Source organism: Aliiroseovarius sp. (genome assembly GCF_965228805.1).
Lineage (GTDB): Bacteria > Pseudomonadota > Alphaproteobacteria > Rhodobacterales > Rhodobacteraceae > JASBTN01.
Genome location: NZ_CBDDIE010000003.1, coordinates 2729225 through 2747296 on the forward strand (window position 1 = coordinate 2729225; position 18072 = coordinate 2747296).

Here is an 18072-nt window from a genome sequence, read left to right on the forward strand (position 1 = left end):
GGGGCCATGCAGGCCCCGTTACTCACATACAAGGATCTGAAAAGATGCGTAAATTCCTGATGGCCGCTGCGGCTGCTGCCCTGACCACCCCGGCCTTCGCTGATGGCCACGGCGCGGGTCTGGCCACCACCTATGACTTCGACGGCAGCTTCGAGGACGCCACATTCGCCGTGGAAAGCGCCATCGTCGGCGCCGGTTTGGTGATCGACTATGTCAGCCACACCGGCGAGATGCTGAACCGCACTGGCGCGGATGTCGGCTCGGACGTGAAGATCTTCGAGGCCGCCGACATCTTCCTGTTCTGCTCGGCCGTGTTGAGCCGCAAGGTGATGGAAGCCAACCCGATGAACCTGGCCCATTGCCCCTATGGCATCTTCGTCGCCGAGCGCGAGGGCAAGGTGATGATCGGCTACCGCAACTACCCCGAGGGCGAGATGCAGGAGGTCCAGGCGCTGCTGGATCAACTGGCCCGCGAAGCTTCCGACAATTGATCAGACAACTGAGCTCTTCCGAGCGAAAACCCTGATGGTTTTCATTCCCTGACTGACCCGCGCGACTGGCTCGCGCGGGTTTTTTTTACTGTGGTACGGCGGGTAGCTGCGGGGCGGCGCCACGCTAGAAGTCGATCATCACGACTTCCAAATATTCGCCTTGGCCCATCCCACCCGGACTGGTAGACTGTTTGCGCGAACAGGCGGGGCGCTTCCAGCCCCGGAAAGGAGAGCGATGGAAACCGAATTTACACCCTATGCATCCCTGATCGGCGGCCTTCTGATCGGCGCGGCGGCCGTCCTTCTGATGTGGGCGCGCGGCAATGTCTTTGGCGCGACTGGCATCCTGTCCGGTGCCATCACCGGCCCGGATCGTGGCTGGCGGCTGACCCTGCTGGCGGGCATGATCAGCGGTCCCTGGGTCTATAAACTCGCCACCGGCGCTTTGCCCGTGGTGCAGCCCACCGTGGGGCTGGGCGTGATGGCCATCGGCGGGCTGGTGGTCGGCATGGGCGTGACATACGGCAGCGGATGCACCTCGGGTCATGGGGTCTGTGGCATGGCGCGCCTGTCACCGCGGTCGATCACCGCCACGCTGGTCTTCATGCTGTTCACCGGGATCACCGTCTATGTGATCCGCCATGGTATGGGGGGCTAAGCGCATGAAACACCTGATCCTCTACGCCGCTGGTTTGATGTTCGGCATCGGCATTTCCATGTCCGGCATGGGCAACCCGGCCAAGGTGCTGAATTTCTTTGACATTGCCGGAACCTGGGACCCCAGCCTGATCTTCGTTATGGGCGGGGCTCTGGTGGTGACCTTCATCGGTTATCGCCTGGTGCTGCGCCGCCCGGCACCGGCTTTTGACATCAGCTTTCACCTGCCAAAGTCCAGCGTAATCGACGCGCGGCTGATCGGCGGCTCGGCCGTGTTCGGCATCGGCTGGGGCGTGACCGGTTTCTGCCCCGGCGGCGCGCTGCCGGTCGTATCGACCGGCGCGCCTTCGGTCCTGGTCTTCATGGCTGCGCTGATCGCCGGTCAGCTGATCGCCCGCGCGCTGATCCAATCCGCGGCCACCCGCAACCCCGGCACCGCCGGCCCAACCGTCTGAGGCATCCCATGTCCTATCCGTCGAACCTGGAGATCAAACCCGAAGTCACGCCCTTTTTCGACTCCGAGACGAATACGATCACCTATGTCGTAAAGGACCCGGGCAGCGACGCCTGCGCGGTGGTGGATTCGGTGATGGACATCGACTATTTCGCCGGGCGGATCACTTATGACAATGCCGACAAGGTCATTGAATACATTCGTGAAAATGGGTTGCAGCTGGAATGGTTGATCGAAACCCACGTGCATGCGGACCACCTGTCGGCGGCGCCCTATATTCAGCAGGAACTGGGCGGCAGGATCGGCATCGGCGCCCAGATCACCGTGGTGCAGGAGACCTTCGGCAAGGTCTTCAACGAGGGCACGGAATTCCAGCGCGATGGCAGCCAGTTCGACGCGCTCTTTACCGATGGCGACACCTATCAGGTCGGCACGATGACCTGCGTGGCGATGCACACGCCCGGCCACACGCCCGCCTGCATGGTGCATGTCATGGGCGATGCGGCCTTTGTTGGCGATACGCTGTTTATGCCCGACTCAGGCTCGGCCCGGGCGGATTTCCCCGGGGGCGATGCCGGGCAGCTCTACGACTCGATCCAGCGGGTGCTGACCTTGCCAGACGCGACGCGGCTGTTCATGTGCCACGATTACGGCGGCCAGAACGGCCAGCGCGACTTTGCTTGGGAGACGACGGTGGGCGAGGAACGCGAAGGCAACATCCACGTCGGCGGCGGCAAGTCGCGCGAGGAGTTCGTGCGCTTTCGCACCGAACGCGATGCCACGCTGGCCGTGCCGCGCCTGATCATCCCGTCCCTGCAGGTCAACATGCGCGCGGGCGATGTGCCCGAGGACCCCGACGGCAATCCGATGCTGAAAGTGCCGGTGAACAAGCTATGATCCCGGGGCTCGAAGATGTGGACGTAAAGGCGCTGGACGACCGCGTCACCGTGGCGGGGCAGATCAGGCCCGACCATGTGCCCGCAATTGCCGCGGCGGGGTTTGCTTGCGTGATGATGAACCGGCCGGAACATGAAGAATATGGCCAGCCCGACTGGGGCGCGATCATCACCGCCTGTGAGGCCGCCGGGATCGAGGCGCGCTATGCCCCGATGAGCGACCGGGCCTCGGCCCTGCAGGCGGTGGACCTGTTTCGCATGGCGCTCTCCGAGGTTGACGGGCCGATCTTCGCCTTCTGCCGCTCCGGCGCACGGTGTGAGATCCTCTATCAGGCGGCGCTTGGATGAAAATCTCCGCCACGGCGCTGCGCCGCTATGTCCCGATCCTTGACTGGGGCCGCCGTTATGACGGGCAGGCGGCCTCGGCCGATCTGATGGCAGCGGTGATCGTGACGATCATGTTGATCCCGCAGAGCCTGGCCTATGCGCTGCTGGCCGGTCTGCCGCCGCAAATGGGGCTTTATGCGTCCATCCTGCCGCTGGTGGCCTATGCGCTGTTCGGCACCTCGCGCGCTCTGGCGGTCGGGCCGGTGGCGGTGGTCAGCCTGATGACGGCGGCGGCCGTGGGTGGGCTGGGGTTGGACAGCCCGGCGGACTACGCATTGGCGGCGATCACGCTGGCTTTTCTTTCCGGGATGATCCTGCTGGTCATGGGCCTGTTTCGCCTGGGTTTTCTGGCGAATTTCCTCAGCCACCCGGTGATTGCCGGGTTCATCACCGCTTCGGGCCTGCTGATTGCCGCAAGCCAGCTGAAACACATCCTGGGAGTGGAGGCGAACGGCCATAGCTTGCTGGCGATGTTGGGCGGGTTGATTGGCGACCTCGGCCAGACAAATCTGATCACGCTCGCCATCGGAACGGGCTCGGCAGCGTTCCTGTTCTGGGTGCGCAAGGGGCTGAAACCCTTGCTGACCTCGGCAGGCCTGCCACCGCGGCTGGCGGGCAACCTGGCCAAGGCCGGGCCGGTGGGGGCGGTGGCGGTCACGACGCTGCTGTCCTGGGGCTTTGACCTTGCGGGCAAGGGGGTGGCCATTGTCGGCGAGGTGCCCAAGGGCCTGCCGCCCCTGACCCTGCCCAGCTTCGACATGGCGCTCTGGGGGCAGCTCTTTGCTTCGGCGTTGCTGATTTCGATTATTGGTTTCGTCGAAAGCGTGTCGGTGGCACAGACCCTGGCCGCGAAGAAGCGTCAGCGCATCGTGCCGGATCAGGAACTGGTGGGGCTGGGCGCCTCGAACGTGGCTGCGGCGATCTCGGGTGGTTATCCGGTGACCGGCGGCTTTGCCCGGTCAGTGGTGAATTTCGACGCGGGCGCCGAGACCCCGGCGGCGGGCGCTTTCACGGCAATCGGCATTGCACTGGCGGCCCTGTTCCTGACACCGCTTCTGTATTTCCTGCCCAAGGCCACACTGGCCGCCACGATCATCGTTGCGGTGCTGAGCCTGGTGGACCTGGGTATCCTGAAACGCACCTGGGACTACCACCGCGCGGATTTCATCGCCGTAGCGGCAACCATAGCGCTGACGCTGGGGTTTGGGGTGGAAATCGGCGTGTCCGCAGGGGTGATCCTGTCCATTGCGCTGTTCCTTTACAAGACCTCGCGGCCTCATATCGCCGAGGTCGGCGTGGTCCCGGGCACCCAGCATTTTCGCAATATCAACCGGCATGAGGTCTGGACCCACCCGGAGCTGGTCACGCTGCGGCTGGATGAGAACCTTTATTTCGCGAACTCCCGCTTTATCGAGGATTACCTGCTGGAGCGTGTCGCAAAAGGCGGAGTGCGCCATGTCGTGCTGATGTGTTCGGCGGTGAACGAAATTGACCTCTCGGCGTTGGAGGCGCTGGAGGAGATCAACCGCCAGCTGGCCGACGAGGGCGTGACCCTGCACCTGTCCGAGGTCAAGGGCCCGGTGATGGACCGCCTGTCGCGGACCCATTTCCTGGCCGAGTTGACCGGCGAGGTTTTCCTGACCCAATACATGGCCCAGGCCGCGCTGGGGCCGGTGGATGGCTGTCCAGAGACGCGCGAGAACGTGGCGTAACAGGAAGTGGGTTTTATTGAACGCTTGTGCAATTCCTGCTAGGTCCGAACCCAACCGGATGAGGGAGGACACCCATGCAGATCACTGAAAACACCGCCGTTGTCGTGTCGGGCGGCGCCTCGGGCCTGGGCGGCGCGGTCGTGCGCGGCTTTGCGGCGGCGGGCGCCAAAGTCGGCATTTTCGACCTGAACGAGGATGCAGGCCAGGCCATGGCCGCCGAAGTGGGCGGTGCTTTCGCCAAGGTCGATGTGTCGAACCCCGACAGCGTGGCGGAAGGCTTCAAGACCCTGCGCGCCGTGCACGGGCAGGAGCGCGTCATGGTCAACTGCGCGGGCATTGGTCCGGCCTCCAAGACTGTCACCCGCGATGGCCCGCATGATCCGGCGATGTTTGCCAAGGTGATCAGTGTGAACCTGATCGGCACCTTCAACTGTGCCAGCCAGGCGGCTGCGGGAATGGTCGGGACCGATCCGGTGACCAGCGATGGCGAACGCGGCGTGATCGTGAACACTGCCTCGGTCGCGGCCTTCGACGGTCAGATCGGTCAGCTGGCCTATGCGGCGTCGAAGGGCGGCGTGGTCGGCATGACCCTGCCCATGGCCCGCGACCTGTCGCGCGAAGGCGTGCGCGTTGTCACCATCGCCCCGGGCCTGTTCAAGACCCCGTTGCTTGAGGGACTGCCGCAGGAGGTTCAGGACAGCCTGGGCGCGCAGGTGCCTTTCCCCTCGCGTCTGGGGGATCCCGCTGAATACGCCGCCATGGCGCGCCACATCGTCGAGAACTCGATGCTGAACGGCGAGGTGATCCGCTTGGACGGTGCGATCCGCATGGCGCCGCGCTGAGCCAAAAGCCTTCCCCAAATGACGAGGCCCGGGCAATGCCCGGGCCTTTTGATTTTTACACAGCGTCGGGCTGGTTCGGCGGGGCGGCTGCGACGAACTCGGGCAGGGCGTCCAGTGCCTCGAAGATGCGGGTCACGGTCGGGTAGGGGCTCATGTCGACCTCGAACCGTTTGTTGTTCCAGACCTGGGCGTAGAGGCAGAGGTCTGCCATGGTCGGGCTGTCGCCGTGGCAGTAGACGCCGGTGTCCGAGCTGCCCGCCAGCGCCGCTTCCAGCGCCTCGAAGGTGACGCCGACCCAGTGGCGGAACCATTCCGCCTTGTCGCCGCCGAACTGCCCTTCGACATGTTGCAACACCCGCAGGTTGTTCAGCGGATGCACCTCGCAGGCGATCATGTAGGACAGCGACCGCACCCGGGCGCGGCCAATGGGATCGGCGGGCAGCAGGGCTGGCTGCGGATGCATCTCCTCCAGCCATTCGATGATGGCGAGGGACTGGGTCAGGACGGTGCCGTCGTCTAGCTCCAGGGACGGGACCAGCCCGGCAGGGTTCTTGGCCAGGTAATCCGCGCCCCGGTTTTCCCCCTTCAACAGGGCATAGGACAGGTATTCATAGTCCAGCCCCTTGACCTTCAGCGCCGCCCTCAGGCGGGTCGAGGTCGAGGACCGGAAATAGTTGTGCAGTTTCAGCATGCGCGCTCCGTTCGTTTCAGATGCAACATGCCACGGGCCGGGCGCGGGGGGAAGCCTGTCAGGTGTCCCCTCTTGGCCAGATACGCCAGGCAACAGCCAGGCAGAGGGCCGCGGACAGGGCCAGGGTGCCCATTGCCCAGGCGCTGCCCAGCCCGGTGATCAGCACGCCCGCCAGCGGGTAGGCGGCCAGCCAACAGGCATGGGACAGGGTGAACTGTGCGGCGAAGAGGGCCGGGCGGTCCTCGGGCGGGCCCGACCGGGCGATGAGCCGCCCGGAGGGGGTCAGCATGGCCGAATAGCCCATGCCGATCCCGGCCCAGCCAAGGGCCAGACCTGCCAAAGGCAGGGGGCCGACGGACCAGAGCATCGCCATCCCGGCCAGTGTCGCGGTGCCAAAGACCCCGCCCGCCAGCATGACCCGTCGATCACTGATCGTCTTGAGTACCCGGGGCAGCCCCATGGCGGCCGACATGGAGCCAAGGCCGAACCCCGCCAGCGCCAGCGCCACCGCGCTTTCGCCCAGACCCAGATCGGCCCGCACCACCACAACCGTGTTCACGATCACCATCGCCCCGATGGACGAAATCACTCCGTTCAGCGCCAGAAGGGCCCGCAGCCGCGGTGTGGCCAGATAAAGGCGCAGCCCACGCGTGGTGCGGTCATAGATGCCGCGCCGCGCGGTTGGGCGCGGGCTGGGCAGGGCGACCGAGACGACCAGCGCGGCAGAGGCCATGAACCCCATGGCGGTGCCCCAGAACAGGTTGTCGAAACTCACCAGCGTCAACAGGGCTGCAGCCAGCATCGGGCTGAGCAGGCTTTCCATGTCCATCGCCAGGCGCGACAGCGACAGGGCGCTTGTATAGTCATCTTCGTCCGGCAGCACGTCCGGGATGCTGGCCTGAAAGGCCGGGGTAAACCCCGCCGAGGCCGATTGCAGCAGGAAGATCAGTACATAGACCTGCCAGACCTCGGTCACGAAGGGCAGGCAGAGCGCCACGCCCGCCCGCACCAGGTCGAGCGCCACCAGCATGCGCCGACGGTCGAGCCGTTCGGCCAGGGCGGCGGCCACGGGGGCCACCAGCACATAGGCCACCATCTTGATGGTCAGCGCGGTGCCCAGCACCAGGCCCGCGCGGTCTCCGGCCAGGTGATAGGCCAAAAGGCCCAGGGCGACGGTGGCCAGCCCCGTACCGGTCAGCGCCACCATTTGGGCGCCGAACAGGTGGCGATAGGTGCGGTTGCCAAGAACGCCGATCATTGCGCCTCACAGGTACTTGGTGATCTGCTTGAACCCGTCGGTATCGGCCCCGCCGGGGGCGTCGGGGTCCAGGCAATGGTCGATATGGTCGTGGATCAGCACCCGCTTGGCATTGGTGATCGCCTTTTCCACGGCAAAGAGCTGCTGAGCGACCTCGGGACAGGGCGTGCCGTCTTCAAGCATCGACAGCACCTTGGCCAGATGTCCATGCGCCCGTTTCAGCCGGGCGATGATCTGTGGGTGGGATTGATGGATATGATCATGGGTCATGCAATATCCCTATCCCCCCCATGGGGATATTGCAAGCAACGGCCCTCGCGACATCCAGCCTCACCATGGCGAATTTCACCGATGCCCTGCGTGTTCCGCCCCGATATGTTAAACCACCCCGCGCTCGATTCGCCGTCTGGGCGGCGCGGGCGGACCACGACCCCTGTGACCACAGCCCAAGGAGCCCCCGGGTGACCGACAAGATCCGCCAAGCCGCCCGCCTGTCCGTGGCGCCCATGATGGACTGGACCGACCGTCATTGCCGGTATTTCCACCGGCTGATGACCCGCGAGACGCTGTTTTATACCGAGATGGTGACGGCGCCCGCCCTGGTGCGCGGCGGCGCGGTGCATCTGCTCGACTTCAACGCCGAGGAACATCCGGTGGCGGTGCAGCTGGGCGGCTCGGACCCGGCGGAACTGGCGGCGGCCACGCGGCTTTGCGTCGAACGCGGCTATGACGAGGTCAACCTGAATGTCGGCTGCCCCTCGGACCGGGTGCAGTCGGGCACCTTTGGTGCCGTGCTGATGAAGACGCCCGGGCTGGTTGCGGATTGCGTGTCGGCCATGGGCGAGGCGGCGGACGGTGTCGAGGTCACGGTCAAGTGCCGCATCGGTGTCGATGACCAAGAGGCGGAGGAGGTGCTGCCCGACTTTTTGGACAAGATGCGCGGCGCCGGGGTGACGCGGATCGCCGTGCATGCCCGCAAAGCCTGGTTGCAGGGGCTGAGCCCGAAGGAAAACCGCGATATCCCGCCGCTGGACTATCCTCTGGTGCATCGCATGAAGGCGGAGTTCCCGGATCTGCACCTGTCGATTAACGGCGGCGTTAACTCGCTGGATGAGGCGCAGGCGCATCTGGAACACATGGACGGGGTGATGATCGGCCGCGCTGCCTATCACCAGCCCGCCGACATCCTGCTGGAGGCGGATCAGCGTATCTATGGGGCCTCCCATGCGCCGAAGACTGCCCATCAGGTGGCCGAGGAAATGATGCCCTATGTCGAGGCCCGCCTGGCCGAAGGCATTCGCTTGCATTCGATCACCCGGCATATGCTGGGCCTGTTCGCCGGGCGCCCCGGCGCACGGGCCTGGCGGCGCATCCTGTCCGAGGGCGCGACGAAGCCCGGCGCGGGCATTCCGTTGGTGCACGAGGCGCTGGCAGCGGTGCCCGAGACCAGCGCCTCGGCCGTTCCCGTTGAGGGCTGACGCCTCGTCGCAAATCCGCTAGGAAGGGGCAAAGCCGGGAGCCCGCAAATGCCTGACATGTCCACCCTTTTGCCGATGCTGGCGCTGCTGATGGGGATCGGCGCATTCGCCGGTGTGATGGCCGGGCTGTTGGGGGTTGGCGGCGGCATTATCCTGGTGCCCGCGTTCTTCTATGCCTTTTCCGCGCTGGGCTATGGCTCCGATCAACTGATGCAGATTTGCCTGGGCACCTCGCTCGCGACGATCATCGTGACCTCACTGCGCTCGGTGCAGAGCCACAACCGAAGGGGCGCGGTCGACTGGGCCATCCTGCGCGCCTGGGCGCCGGGCATCGCGCTGGGCGCGTTGATCGGTGTGGCAGTGGCGGCCGGGTTGCGCTCGGTCGTGTTGCAGGGCGTGTTCGGTGTGTTGGGCCTGGTGATCGGCGCATATCTGGGCCTCGGGCGCGAGGATTGGCGGTTGGGAGAGGGGATGCCGGGTGGGCTGCGCCGCGCCGTTCTGTCTCCGGTTCTGGGGTTTCTATCGGTGCTGATGGGCATTGGCGGCGGGTCCTTTGGCGTACCGTTGATGAGCCTTTACGGCCAAGCCATTCACCGCGCCGTGGCGACGGCCGCAGGATTTGGTGTGATCATCGCCGTGCCCTCGGTCATCGGCTTTCTGATCCTGCCCATTGCAGATGCTGCCCGCCTGCCCTGGTCCATTGGCGCCGTGAACCTGCCCGCCTTTGCCGTGACCATTGCCATGACCCTGATCACCACGCCCTATGGCGCGCGGCTGGCCCATGCGATGGACCCGAAACCGCTGCGGCGTGTCTTTGCGGTGTTTCTGACCCTGGTCGCGCTGAACATGCTTAGAAAGGCCCTGGGATGGTAAGCGATTTTGATGCCACGGGCTGGGTGAAGTTCGGTTTCGATCCGGCGGTCATGGCCTGGGTGGACCACGTGCGCCCCCTTGCCATCGCCGCGCAGAAGGACCCGGCCCATGCGGGCTGGTGGCGCTGCGATGACACCTGGTTCGTCGGGGTCAATGCGCTCGACAATGACGGGCAGGGGCGCGTTGCGGATGGCCCGGTGCTGGAGGGCGCCGCGATGGCTTTCGCCCGCGGCCTCGCCGACCTGCCGCTGGACCAGGCGCAGCTTTCGACCATGTTCCCGGGCTACCCGCGTCGCGGCGCCGAGGAGACCGAAGCTGCCCACCGCTACCGTGCCCGGCGCGACAGCGCCCATGTGGACGGGCTGAAACCCTTCGGGCCCGACCGCCGCCGCCAGGTGGACGAGGCGCATGCCTGGCTGCTGGGCGTACCCCTGACCGACACGCCCGCCAGCCCCTTCGTGCTCTGGGAAGGCAGCCACCGGATCATGCGGGCAGCCTTTCGTGAGGCTTTCGCAGGCGTGGCGCTCGAGGACATGAAGACCCATGACGTGACCGACGCCTATCAGGCCGCCCGGCGTGAGGTCTTCGCAACCTGCCCGCGCATCGAACTGGTGGCCAGGCCCGGCGAGGCCTATGTGCTGCACCGCCACGCCCTGCACGGGGTGGCGCCCTGGGCAGAGGGGCTCACCGCCGGCCCCGAAGGCCGCATGATCGCCTATTTCCGCCCGGAACTGCCCGGCGGGGTTTCGGACTGGCTCTGACCTCTTTTTCTTGCTTCAAATGCCTTCGCCGAAGGCCGCGTGTCTGCGCGCAGACACGCCTGCCCGGCGCAGCCGGGCCACCAGCGCCCCGAAAATTATTTCAAATAATTTTGCACCTGCGGGGCGGTTGCCTCGCTTCGCTCGGTGCCGCAGGACGCGCCCTGCACTGCCTCAGGTCACCGCCGACCGTGTCTTGTACTCCGCCCGGTCCCACAGGCGCTCGCCCATGACCTCGGCCATGACCGCAACCGCCCGGTCGATGTCGCCCTCGTCGATGAAAAGCGGCGTAATGCCAAAGCGCATGATGTCCGGCGCGCGGAAATCGCCCACCACGCCCCGTGCGATCAGGGCCTGCATGGCGGCATAGCCCTCCTCGAAGTGGAACGAGACCTGGCTGCCGCGCTGGTTGGGATCGCGCGGAGAGGCCATGCGCAGATCGGGGCAGGTGGCTTCGACCCCGGCGATGAACCGCTCGGACAGGTCGATGGACCGCGCCCGCAGCGCCTGCATGTCGACCTGGTCCCAGATCTCCAGCGCCGCATCCAGCGCGGCCATCTGCAATACCGGTGGCGTGCCCACGCGCATGCGTTCAATGCCCATGCCGGGGCGGTAATCGCGGTCGAAGGCAAATGGTGCCTCGTGGCCCAGCCAGCCCGACAGGGCCGGGGCGACCGCGCCCTGGTGGCGGGGCGCGACATAGATGAAGGCGGGCGCGCCGGGGCCTGCGTTGAGGAACTTGTAGGTGCAGCCGCAGGCGAAATCCGCGCCCGCGCCAGCCAGGTCCACCGGCAGGGCGCCGGCCGAATGGGCCAGGTCCCAGATTACCAGCGCGCCGGCGTCGTGTGCGGCTTTGATCAACGCGGGCATGTCATGGCGGCGCCCGGTGCGATAGTCGACTTCGGTCAGCATCAGAACCGCCACATCCGGGCCGATGCGCCCGGCCACGTCCTCGGGGGACACCGTTACCAGCTCATGCCCATGGCCCAGCGACCGCGCCAACCCCTGCGCCATGTAGAGGTCCGAGGGGAAGTTGCCCCTGTCCGACAGGATCACGCGGCGATCTGGCCGCATCGACAGGGCAGCGGCCAGCGCCTGGTAGACCTTGACCGACAGCGTGTCGCCGGTGGTGATGGCGCCGGGTTCGGCCCCGACCAGCCGCCCGATGCGATCCCCCAACGCTGTGGGCTGCGCCATCCAGCCAGCGTGGTTCCAGGCGGTGATCAGCATCATGCCCCATTCCTCGGTCACGGTCCGGGCCACCCGTGCCGCCGCGGATCGGGGGAGGGGACCCAGCGAGTTGCCGTCCAGATAGACCATGCCCGGGGGCAGATCGAAGAGCGCTTTGGTGGCGGCGAAGTCCATGCGGGATCCTTTCAACTGTGCGGGGCGGGAAGCAGAGTGGCCCCATGTCGCGGGCCACGGTAGCGGCCTGACGCATGGGGGCAAGGGGCGGGTTGGCGCAAACATCTTGCCTTTGTCCCGGCGATGGTAATGATGCTGCAACTGCAAACAGGGACAGCATGTTGAAAACACTCCTACGCTGGATTGACATTCCGCCAGGCTGGCTTGCGCTTTCAGCGGGCGCGGCCTGGGGGCTGGATGCTCTCGTCCCCGGCCTCGGTTTTGGCTGGGGCTGGAGCCGCCTTGTTGGCGACGGGCTGATCGCGCTGGGCCTGGGGGCAATGGGCTTGGCGTTTTGGGAGTTCCTGCGCGCCCGCACCAGCGTCATTCCGCGCCAGGTGCCCACGGCGTTTCTGAAACGCGGCATCTACCGGCTGACGCGCAACCCGATCTACCTGGGGGATGCCATGGTGCTGGTCGGGTTGATCCTGCACTGGGACGTTTTGGTGGCCCTGCCGCTGGTGCCCGCCTTCGCGGCCCTCATCACGCGTCGCTTCATTCTGGGCGAAGAGGCCGGGCTGATCGCGCAATTCGGCGACGAATTCATCGAATGGGCAAGCAAAGTGCGGCGTTGGCTGTGACAGGGCGCAAGAAAATGTCCCGATTGGGTAAGGAAATGTCGAAAACGCGCGAAAAAAGGTCGCAACGTTGCGTCATGGGGTGGCAATACACCACACGTCGCGTATAGGAAATCTGAAACCATGGCCAGGGAGGGGATTCCCCGCCCCGGTTGTGCTGAACGGGAGAAAGGGAGAGACACGTGAAAATCGGTGTACCCAAGGAAGTTTTCGAGGGCGAGAACCGCGTCGCGATGACGCCGGACTCGGCCAAGTTGCTTCAGAAGCTTGGCTATGAGTGCGTGATCGAAACGAAGGCGGGCGAAAACGCCGGCTTCGCCGATGCGCTCTATAAGGAGGCCGGTGTCGAGGTGGTCAAGACCGCCGCCGCGCTGTGGAAAGCGGCCGACATCGTTGCCAAGGTGCGCGAGCCCAATGACACGGAGATGAAGCGTCTGCGCAAGGGCCAGACCCTGATCAGCTTCTTCAACCCGGGCGGCAACGAAGCGGGCATGGAGAAGGCCAAGGCCTCCGGTGCCAACGTGATCGCCATGGAAATGGTGCCCCGTATCTCGCGCGCCCAGAAGATGGACGCGCTGTCCTCGATGGCGAACATCGCGGGCTACCGTGCCGTGATCGAAGCGGGCAACAACTTCGGCCGGTTCTTCACCGGTCAGGTGACTGCCGCCGGTAAAGTGCCCCCCGCCAAGGTGCTGGTGGTCGGCGCCGGTGTGGCCGGTCTGGCCGCGATCGGCACCTCGACCTCGCTGGGCGCCATTACGCTGGCCTTCGACGTACGCCCCGAAGTGGCCGAACAGGTCGAAAGCATGGGCGCCGAGTTCGTCTATCTGGATTTTGAGGAAGAGCAGCAGGATGGTGCCTCCACCGGCGGTTATGCCTCGGTCCAGTCGGAAGAATTCCGCAACGCACAGCTGGCCAAATTCCGCGAGCTGGCCCCGGAAGTCGACATCGTCATCACCACCGCCCTGATCCCGAACCGCCCGGCCCCCAAGCTGTGGACCGAGGACATGGTCGCGGCGATGAAGCCCGGCTCGGTCATCGTCGACCTGGCGGCAGAACGTGGCGGTAATGTCGAGGGCACCGTCAAGGACGAGAAGGTCGTGACCAAGAACGGCGTGACCATCGTCGGCTACACCGACTTCCCGTCGCGCATGGCCGCCCAGTCGTCCAGCCTCTACGCCAACAACATCCGTCACATGATGGCCGATCTGACGCCCGAGAAGGACGGTCAGGTCAACCATGACATGGAAGACGACGTGATCCGCGGCGCCACGGTGACCTACGAGGGTGAGATCACCTTCCCGCCGCCGCCGCCGAAAATCCAGGCGATTGCCGCGCAGCCGCAGAAGGAAGCTCCGAAAGAGCTGACGGCGGAAGAGAAACGCGCGCAGGAAGTGGCCGAGTTCAAGGCGCAGACCAAGCAGCAGGTGACCCTGCTGGGCGTCGGCGCGATCCTGCTGCTGGGCGTGGGCCTGGTGGCGCCTGCCAGCTTCATGCAGCACTTCATCGTCTTCGTGCTGGCGGTGTTTGTGGGCTTCCAGGTGATCTGGAACGTCTCGCATTCGCTGCACACCCCGCTGATGGCCGTGACCAACGCCATTTCGTCGATCATCATCCTGGGCGCCGTTCTGCAGATCGGATCCGGGAGCTTCCTGGTGATCCTGCTCGCCGCAATCTCGGTGTTCTTCGCCGGGATCAACATCTTCGGCGGTTTCCTTGTCACCCGGCGCATGCTCGCCATGTTCCAGAAGTCGTAAGGGGGGCCCTGCAATGGAATTCGGTTTCACGACGGCAGCCTATGTGGTTGCAGCTGTTCTGTTCATCCTGTCGCTGGGCGGCCTGTCGGGCCAGGAAAGCGCCAAACGTGCCGTGTGGTACGGCATCACCGGCATGGCGCTGGCGGTTGCCGCCACGCTGATCGGCCCCGGTGCCGGCCTGTGGTGGCTGTCCATTCCGCTGATCGCGGCGGGCGGCGTCATCGGCTACCAACTGGCCTCCAAGGTCGAGATGACCCAGATGCCGGAATTGGTCGCGGGCATGCACGCCCTGGTCGGTCTGGCGGCGGTCTTCGTCGGCTTCAATGCGCATTTCGAGATCATCAACGCGGCCGAGGCTCTGGCCGCCGGTCCCGATGCGGTGAAGGAGCTGGGCGCTTTCGGCAAGCTCATCGCCAAGAAAACCTCGGTTGAGATCGGCATTCTCTATGTCGAGCTGTCGCTGGGCGTCTGGATCGGTGCTGTGACCTTCACCGGTTCGGTGATTGCCTATGGCAAGCTGTCGGGCAAGGTCACTTCGGCGGCAACCAAGCTGCCCGGTGGTCACGCGCTGAACGCCGGTGCGGCGATCCTGTCGCTGATCTGCCTGATCTGGTACCTGAACTCGGGCGCAATGTTCCCGCTGCTGATCCTGACCATCGCGGCGCTGTTCATCGGCTATCACCTGATCATGGGTATCGGCGGCGCCGACATGCCGGTGGTCGTGTCGATGCTGAACAGCTACTCGGGCTGGGCCGCGGCCGCGATCGGCTTCTCGCTGGGCAATGACCTTCTGATCGTGGTCGGTGCGCTGGTGGGTTCGTCCGGTGCGATCCTGTCCTACATCATGTGCAAGGCGATGAACCGGTCGTTCATCTCGGTGATCCTGGGCGGCTTCGGCGGCACCGCGGGCCCGGCGATGGAGATCGAGGGCGAACAGATCGCCATCGACGCCGAAGGCGTGGCCGCCACGCTGGAAGACGCCGACAGTGTCATCATCATCCCCGGCTACGGCATGGCCGTGGCCCAGGCGCAGCAGAACGTGGCGGAGCTGACCCGTCGCCTGCGCGCCAAGGGCAAGAATGTGCGCTTTGCCATCCACCCGGTGGCGGGCCGTCTGCCCGGGCACATGAACGTGCTCCTGGCCGAGGCCAAGGTGCCCTATGACATCGTGATGGAGATGGATGAAATCAACGAGGACTTCCCGGAGACGGATGTCGCCATCGTCATCGGCTCGAACGACATCGTGAACCCGGCCGCGCAGGACGACCCGAACAGCCCCATCGCCGGCATGCCGGTGCTGGAATGCTGGAAGGCCAAGCAGGTCTTCGTGTCGAAACGCGGTCAGGGCGCCGGTTACTCGGGCATCGAGAACCCGCTGTTCTTCAAGGAGAACACCCGCATGTTCTACGGCGACGCCAAACAGTCGCTGGACACGCTGCTGACGATGATCGACTGAGCATACCTTTGGTGTGACGATCGGTTGAGATCAATGATACAGACTTCGAAAAGGGCGCTCCACGGGGCGCCCTTTTTCCTTGCGGTTGCGAGGCGTAGAGGTCGAAGCCCGTGCTGGGCTTTGACCAGGCCGCGCGCAGCGCGGCCTCCAGCGTTGGCGAAGATTATTTGAAATAATCTTGCTGTCGGTGGCCGGGGGCAAAGCCCCCGGCGGGCGTCCAGCCTTACCCGTGTCCTGTCAGCTCTTGGGCGTGCGCGGCTTTCGCGGTTTGCGGGGACGGCCAGGTTTCTCGCCGGGGGTGCGTTCCGGGCGGACCTTGGGCGTAATGCCCGCAGGTGGTACCCGGTGCATCGGTGCATCCTGCCATTCCCCCGGATGCAGGTTGCCCAGCCGCCAGGGCCCGATCCCCACCCGCACCAGCCGCAGGGTTGGCAACCCGATGGCCGCCGTCATGCGCCGCACCTGGCGGTTGCGACCTTCGGAGATGACGACCTCAATCCACCGGTCCGGCACGGACTTGCGAAACCGCACCGGCGGCTCGCGTTCCCAGAGCTTCGGCGCCTCGATCAGCCGGGCCTGGGCCGGGCGGGTCGGCCCGTCATTCAGTTGCAACCCCTTGCGCAGAGGCTCCAGGTCCCGCCCCGTCGGATCACCTTCGACCTGCACCCAGTAAGTCTTTTCCATCTTGTTCTTCGGATGGGCGATCTTGGCCTGCAACCCGCCGTCATCTGTCAGCAACATCAACCCCTCGCTGTCGCGATCCAGCCGCCCCGCTGGGTAGACACCGGGCAGGTCGATATAGAGCGACAGGGTAGGCCGCTCGGTTGGGCTTTTGCGGTCGGTGAACTGCGGCAGCACGCCGAAGGGTTTGTTGAACTGGATCAGACGGGTCATGCCATGGGCTTAACGCGGTGGGCGGCGCGGGCCAAGCCCGTCTTTGTCGGCTGCCCCGCCCGCCCACCAACCCGCATCCGCCAAAGACGGGCTTGGGTAAAGCGGGTTTTCTCGGCGTTGAAACCCGGCTGATGCGGCATATGTCCTTGCCATGGGCAATTCTGGTTTTGCAGTTCCTTTTGTTTGCCTTCTTGAAAGCGGGGCTTTCCTTGCTGCCTTCGGGCTCGTCGCGATACTCCTTGCCGGGCGTCGTTTAACGTGTTGGATGAATATGCGGTTCGATGAACGGCCGGAGCCCGGGCATAACGGTCAAGAACAAGGTACGCCCTTGGAAGGGCTGGAGGAGCGAAGGGCTAGCGTGGCGAGCGAGCTGTCAGAGTTGGCGAAGCGCCTGTGATGGAGCATCCCCTCTTGCATTTCACATGTTAAGCGCTACCCATGGGCGCATGAACACATCCCGGGCAATCCTGTTGAAACTCGCCTCGGTGGCGGGCTTCGTGTCGATGGCGGCGCTGATCAAGGCCGCCAGCGACGGGGTGCCGCCGGGGCAGGCGGTGTTCTTTCGGTCCTTGTTCGCGATCCCGGTGATCCTGGTCTGGCTGTATCTGGACGGCAACCTGAAGCGCGGGCTGCGGACCAAGAACCCTCTGGGGCACCTATGGCGCGGGCTGTTGGGCACCACGGCGATGGGGCTGAATTTCTCGGCGCTGGGGCTTTTGCCTCTGCCTGAAGTGACGGCGATCTTCTTTGCCGCGCCCATTCTGACGGTGATCTTTGCCGCCATGTTTCTGGGCGAACAGGTGCGAGCCTTTCGTCTGACCGCCGTGGGGTTGGGGCTTGTCGGTGTCTTGATCATCCTGTCACCGCGCCTGACGGCTTTTTCCGAGGGGGACGTGAGCACCGTCCAGACGCTCGGTGCGGTGCTGGCGCTGATGGCGGCAACCTTTGCGGCTCTGGCCAAGATCTTCGTGCGCAAGCTGGTGGGGATCGAACACCCGGCGACCATCGTCTTTTACTTCTCGCTGACGGCGGTCTGCCTGTCGGCGCTGACCTTCCCCTTCGGCTGGGCCTGGCCCAGCCCGGTCGAGATGACCTTCCTGGTGCTCGCAGGCGTAATCGGCGGCGTGTCGCAGGGGCTGTTGACCACGGCTTTCCGCCACGCCGAAGCTGCGTTGATTGCGCCGTTTGACTATGCCTCGATGCTGCTGTCCCTGCTGATCGGCTATTTCATCTTCGCCGAAGTGCCGACCGTGCCGATGCTGGCAGGCGCCGCGCTGGTGATTGCGGCGGGCATCCTGATCATCTGGCGCGAGCGTCAGCTGGGGCTGGAGCGGGGCAAGGGGCGTCAGGCGATGGGGCCGGGCGGACAGTAGGCGCACGCGGAGAGCTGATGACCTGCCACACAATCCCTCTGGCGCTGATTCGCTTTTCGGGATAGAATCACCCCCAGACCCGGACAACCGGGCGTGTAAATGAGGCAGTTTCA

At 65.2% G+C, this 18072-nt stretch carries 19 protein-coding genes; 14 read left to right on the forward strand and 5 right to left on the reverse strand.

Features of this window, described 5'->3' with window-relative positions; all coding sequences use genetic code 11:
• The first annotated feature begins 44 nt into the window (after positions 1 to 44).
• The 7 genes from ACO07D_RS14415 to ACO07D_RS14445 all read left to right on the forward strand — a co-directional run bounded on the left by ACO07D_RS14415 (position 45) and on the right by ACO07D_RS14445 (position 5439).
• Positions 45 to 491, forward strand: a complete 447-nt coding sequence (locus ACO07D_RS14415; protein ID WP_421703642.1) for a DUF302 domain-containing protein — start codon at positions 45 to 47, stop codon at positions 489 to 491.
• A 235-nt stretch (positions 492 to 726) separates the two neighbouring features.
• Positions 727 to 1149, forward strand: a complete 423-nt coding sequence (locus ACO07D_RS14420; RefSeq protein WP_421703643.1) for a YeeE/YedE family protein — start codon at positions 727 to 729, stop codon at positions 1147 to 1149.
• Between the two features lie 4 nt (positions 1150 to 1153).
• Complete coding sequence (locus ACO07D_RS14425) at positions 1154 to 1603, forward strand: DUF6691 family protein (RefSeq protein WP_421703644.1); 450 nt, start codon at positions 1154 to 1156, stop codon at positions 1601 to 1603.
• A gap of 8 nt (positions 1604 to 1611) precedes the next feature.
• The gene (locus tag ACO07D_RS14430) at positions 1612 to 2499 is read left to right on the forward strand and encodes an MBL fold metallo-hydrolase (protein WP_421703645.1); all 888 of its coding nucleotides are present in this window, start codon (positions 1612 to 1614) and stop codon (positions 2497 to 2499) included.
• A complete protein-coding gene (locus tag ACO07D_RS14435; RefSeq protein ID WP_421703646.1) occupies positions 2496 to 2846 on the forward strand; it encodes a beta-lactamase hydrolase domain-containing protein in 351 nt (116 codons plus the stop codon). Before ACO07D_RS14430 ends, ACO07D_RS14435 begins: the two co-directional genes overlap by 4 nt.
• Positions 2843 to 4597 (forward strand): SulP family inorganic anion transporter, encoded by a 1755-nt coding sequence (locus ACO07D_RS14440; RefSeq protein WP_421703647.1) that lies wholly within the window; start codon positions 2843 to 2845, stop codon positions 4595 to 4597. Before ACO07D_RS14435 ends, ACO07D_RS14440 begins: the two co-directional genes overlap by 4 nt.
• Before the next feature lie 74 nt (positions 4598 to 4671).
• A complete protein-coding gene (locus tag ACO07D_RS14445; RefSeq protein ID WP_421703648.1) occupies positions 4672 to 5439 on the forward strand; it encodes an SDR family NAD(P)-dependent oxidoreductase in 768 nt (255 codons plus the stop codon).
• A gap of 55 nt (positions 5440 to 5494) precedes the next feature.
• On the opposite strand, the gene maiA is transcribed toward ACO07D_RS14445, so the two are convergent.
• The 3 genes from maiA to ACO07D_RS14460 are packed head-to-tail and all read right to left on the reverse strand — an operon-like array spanning position 5495 to position 7658.
• A complete protein-coding gene (gene maiA / locus ACO07D_RS14450) occupies positions 5495 to 6130 on the reverse strand; it encodes a maleylacetoacetate isomerase (protein ID WP_421703649.1) in 636 nt (211 codons plus the stop codon).
• A gap of 58 nt (positions 6131 to 6188) precedes the next feature.
• Positions 6189 to 7388 carry an MFS transporter gene (locus tag ACO07D_RS14455; RefSeq protein WP_421703650.1) on the reverse strand — a complete coding sequence of 400 codons (1200 nt, stop codon included), beginning with the start codon at positions 7386 to 7388 and terminating at the stop codon, positions 6189 to 6191.
• Positions 7389 to 7394: 6 nt separating this feature from the next.
• Entirely contained in the window at positions 7395 to 7658 is a 264-nt protein-coding gene (locus ACO07D_RS14460) for a metal-sensing transcriptional repressor (RefSeq protein WP_421703651.1), read from the reverse strand.
• Positions 7659 to 7894: 236 nt separating this feature from the next.
• Here ACO07D_RS14460 and dusA point away from each other — a divergent pair, with 236 nt between their 5' ends.
• From dusA to ACO07D_RS14475, 3 genes are read left to right on the forward strand one after another with little or no spacing between them, the layout of a single operon-like run.
• Complete coding sequence (gene dusA / locus ACO07D_RS14465) at positions 7895 to 8866, forward strand: tRNA dihydrouridine(20/20a) synthase DusA (protein ID WP_421705036.1); 972 nt, start codon at positions 7895 to 7897, stop codon at positions 8864 to 8866.
• A gap of 48 nt (positions 8867 to 8914) precedes the next feature.
• Positions 8915 to 9739, forward strand: a complete 825-nt coding sequence (locus ACO07D_RS14470; RefSeq protein WP_421703652.1) for a sulfite exporter TauE/SafE family protein — start codon at positions 8915 to 8917, stop codon at positions 9737 to 9739.
• Entirely contained in the window at positions 9733 to 10500 is a 768-nt protein-coding gene (locus ACO07D_RS14475; protein ID WP_421703653.1) for a hypothetical protein, read from the forward strand. The genes ACO07D_RS14470 and ACO07D_RS14475 overlap by 7 nt, the downstream gene beginning before the upstream one ends.
• Before the next feature lie 171 nt (positions 10501 to 10671).
• Here ACO07D_RS14475 and kynU read toward each other — a convergent pair whose 3' ends face one another.
• A complete protein-coding gene (gene kynU / locus ACO07D_RS14480) occupies positions 10672 to 11862 on the reverse strand; it encodes a kynureninase (protein WP_421703654.1) in 1191 nt (396 codons plus the stop codon).
• A 158-nt stretch (positions 11863 to 12020) separates the two neighbouring features.
• Here kynU and ACO07D_RS14485 point away from each other — a divergent pair, with 158 nt between their 5' ends.
• The 3 genes from ACO07D_RS14485 (at position 12021) to ACO07D_RS14495 (ending at position 15692) form a co-directional block, all read left to right on the forward strand.
• The gene (locus ACO07D_RS14485) at positions 12021 to 12482 is read left to right on the forward strand and encodes a methyltransferase family protein (RefSeq protein ID WP_421703655.1); all 462 of its coding nucleotides are present in this window, start codon (positions 12021 to 12023) and stop codon (positions 12480 to 12482) included.
• Positions 12483 to 12661: 179 nt separating this feature from the next.
• Positions 12662 to 14236: a Re/Si-specific NAD(P)(+) transhydrogenase subunit alpha gene (locus ACO07D_RS14490; RefSeq protein ID WP_421703656.1), complete on the forward strand. Its 1575-nt coding sequence runs from the start codon at positions 12662 to 12664 to the stop codon at positions 14234 to 14236.
• A gap of 13 nt (positions 14237 to 14249) precedes the next feature.
• Positions 14250 to 15692 carry an NAD(P)(+) transhydrogenase (Re/Si-specific) subunit beta gene (locus ACO07D_RS14495; RefSeq protein ID WP_421703657.1) on the forward strand — a complete coding sequence of 481 codons (1443 nt, stop codon included), beginning with the start codon at positions 14250 to 14252 and terminating at the stop codon, positions 15690 to 15692.
• A gap of 237 nt (positions 15693 to 15929) precedes the next feature.
• On the opposite strand, the gene ACO07D_RS14500 is transcribed toward ACO07D_RS14495, so the two are convergent.
• Positions 15930 to 16586 (reverse strand): pseudouridine synthase, encoded by a 657-nt coding sequence (locus ACO07D_RS14500; protein WP_421703658.1) that lies wholly within the window; start codon positions 16584 to 16586, stop codon positions 15930 to 15932.
• A 446-nt stretch (positions 16587 to 17032) separates the two neighbouring features.
• Here ACO07D_RS14500 and ACO07D_RS14505 point away from each other — a divergent pair, with 446 nt between their 5' ends.
• Positions 17033 to 17959: a DMT family transporter gene (locus ACO07D_RS14505; protein WP_421703659.1), complete on the forward strand. Its 927-nt coding sequence runs from the start codon at positions 17033 to 17035 to the stop codon at positions 17957 to 17959.
• Positions 17960 to 18072 lie beyond the last annotated feature (113 nt).

Excerpts from the sequence above, each read along its gene's own strand:
- ACO07D_RS14415 (WP_421703642.1), top strand. The coding sequence starts at position 45 with ATGCGTAAATTCCTGATGGCCGCTGCGGCTGCTGCCCTGACCACCCCG.
- ACO07D_RS14420 (WP_421703643.1), top strand. The coding sequence starts at position 727 with ATGGAAACCGAATTTACACCCTATGCATCCCTGATCGGCGGCCTTCTG.
- ACO07D_RS14425 (WP_421703644.1), top strand. The coding sequence starts at position 1,154 with ATGAAACACCTGATCCTCTACGCCGCTGGTTTGATGTTCGGCATCGGC.
- ACO07D_RS14430 (WP_421703645.1), top strand. The coding sequence starts at position 1,612 with ATGTCCTATCCGTCGAACCTGGAGATCAAACCCGAAGTCACGCCCTTT.
- ACO07D_RS14435 (WP_421703646.1), top strand. The coding sequence starts at position 2,496 with ATGATCCCGGGGCTCGAAGATGTGGACGTAAAGGCGCTGGACGACCGC.
- ACO07D_RS14440 (WP_421703647.1), top strand. The coding sequence starts at position 2,843 with ATGAAAATCTCCGCCACGGCGCTGCGCCGCTATGTCCCGATCCTTGAC.
- ACO07D_RS14445 (WP_421703648.1), top strand. The coding sequence starts at position 4,672 with ATGCAGATCACTGAAAACACCGCCGTTGTCGTGTCGGGCGGCGCCTCG.
- maiA (WP_421703649.1), bottom strand. The coding sequence starts at position 6,130 with ATGCTGAAACTGCACAACTATTTCCGGTCCTCGACCTCGACCCGCCTG.
- ACO07D_RS14455 (WP_421703650.1), bottom strand. The coding sequence starts at position 7,388 with ATGATCGGCGTTCTTGGCAACCGCACCTATCGCCACCTGTTCGGCGCC.
- ACO07D_RS14460 (WP_421703651.1), bottom strand. The coding sequence starts at position 7,658 with ATGACCCATGATCATATCCATCAATCCCACCCACAGATCATCGCCCGG.
- dusA (WP_421705036.1), top strand. The coding sequence starts at position 7,895 with ATGATGGACTGGACCGACCGTCATTGCCGGTATTTCCACCGGCTGATG.
- ACO07D_RS14470 (WP_421703652.1), top strand. The coding sequence starts at position 8,915 with ATGCCTGACATGTCCACCCTTTTGCCGATGCTGGCGCTGCTGATGGGG.
- ACO07D_RS14475 (WP_421703653.1), top strand. The coding sequence starts at position 9,733 with ATGGTAAGCGATTTTGATGCCACGGGCTGGGTGAAGTTCGGTTTCGAT.
- kynU (WP_421703654.1), bottom strand. The coding sequence starts at position 11,862 with ATGGACTTCGCCGCCACCAAAGCGCTCTTCGATCTGCCCCCGGGCATG.
- ACO07D_RS14485 (WP_421703655.1), top strand. The coding sequence starts at position 12,021 with ATGTTGAAAACACTCCTACGCTGGATTGACATTCCGCCAGGCTGGCTT.
- ACO07D_RS14495 (WP_421703657.1), top strand. The coding sequence starts at position 14,250 with ATGGAATTCGGTTTCACGACGGCAGCCTATGTGGTTGCAGCTGTTCTG.
- ACO07D_RS14500 (WP_421703658.1), bottom strand. The coding sequence starts at position 16,586 with ATGACCCGTCTGATCCAGTTCAACAAACCCTTCGGCGTGCTGCCGCAG.
- ACO07D_RS14505 (WP_421703659.1), top strand. The coding sequence starts at position 17,033 with ATGAACACATCCCGGGCAATCCTGTTGAAACTCGCCTCGGTGGCGGGC.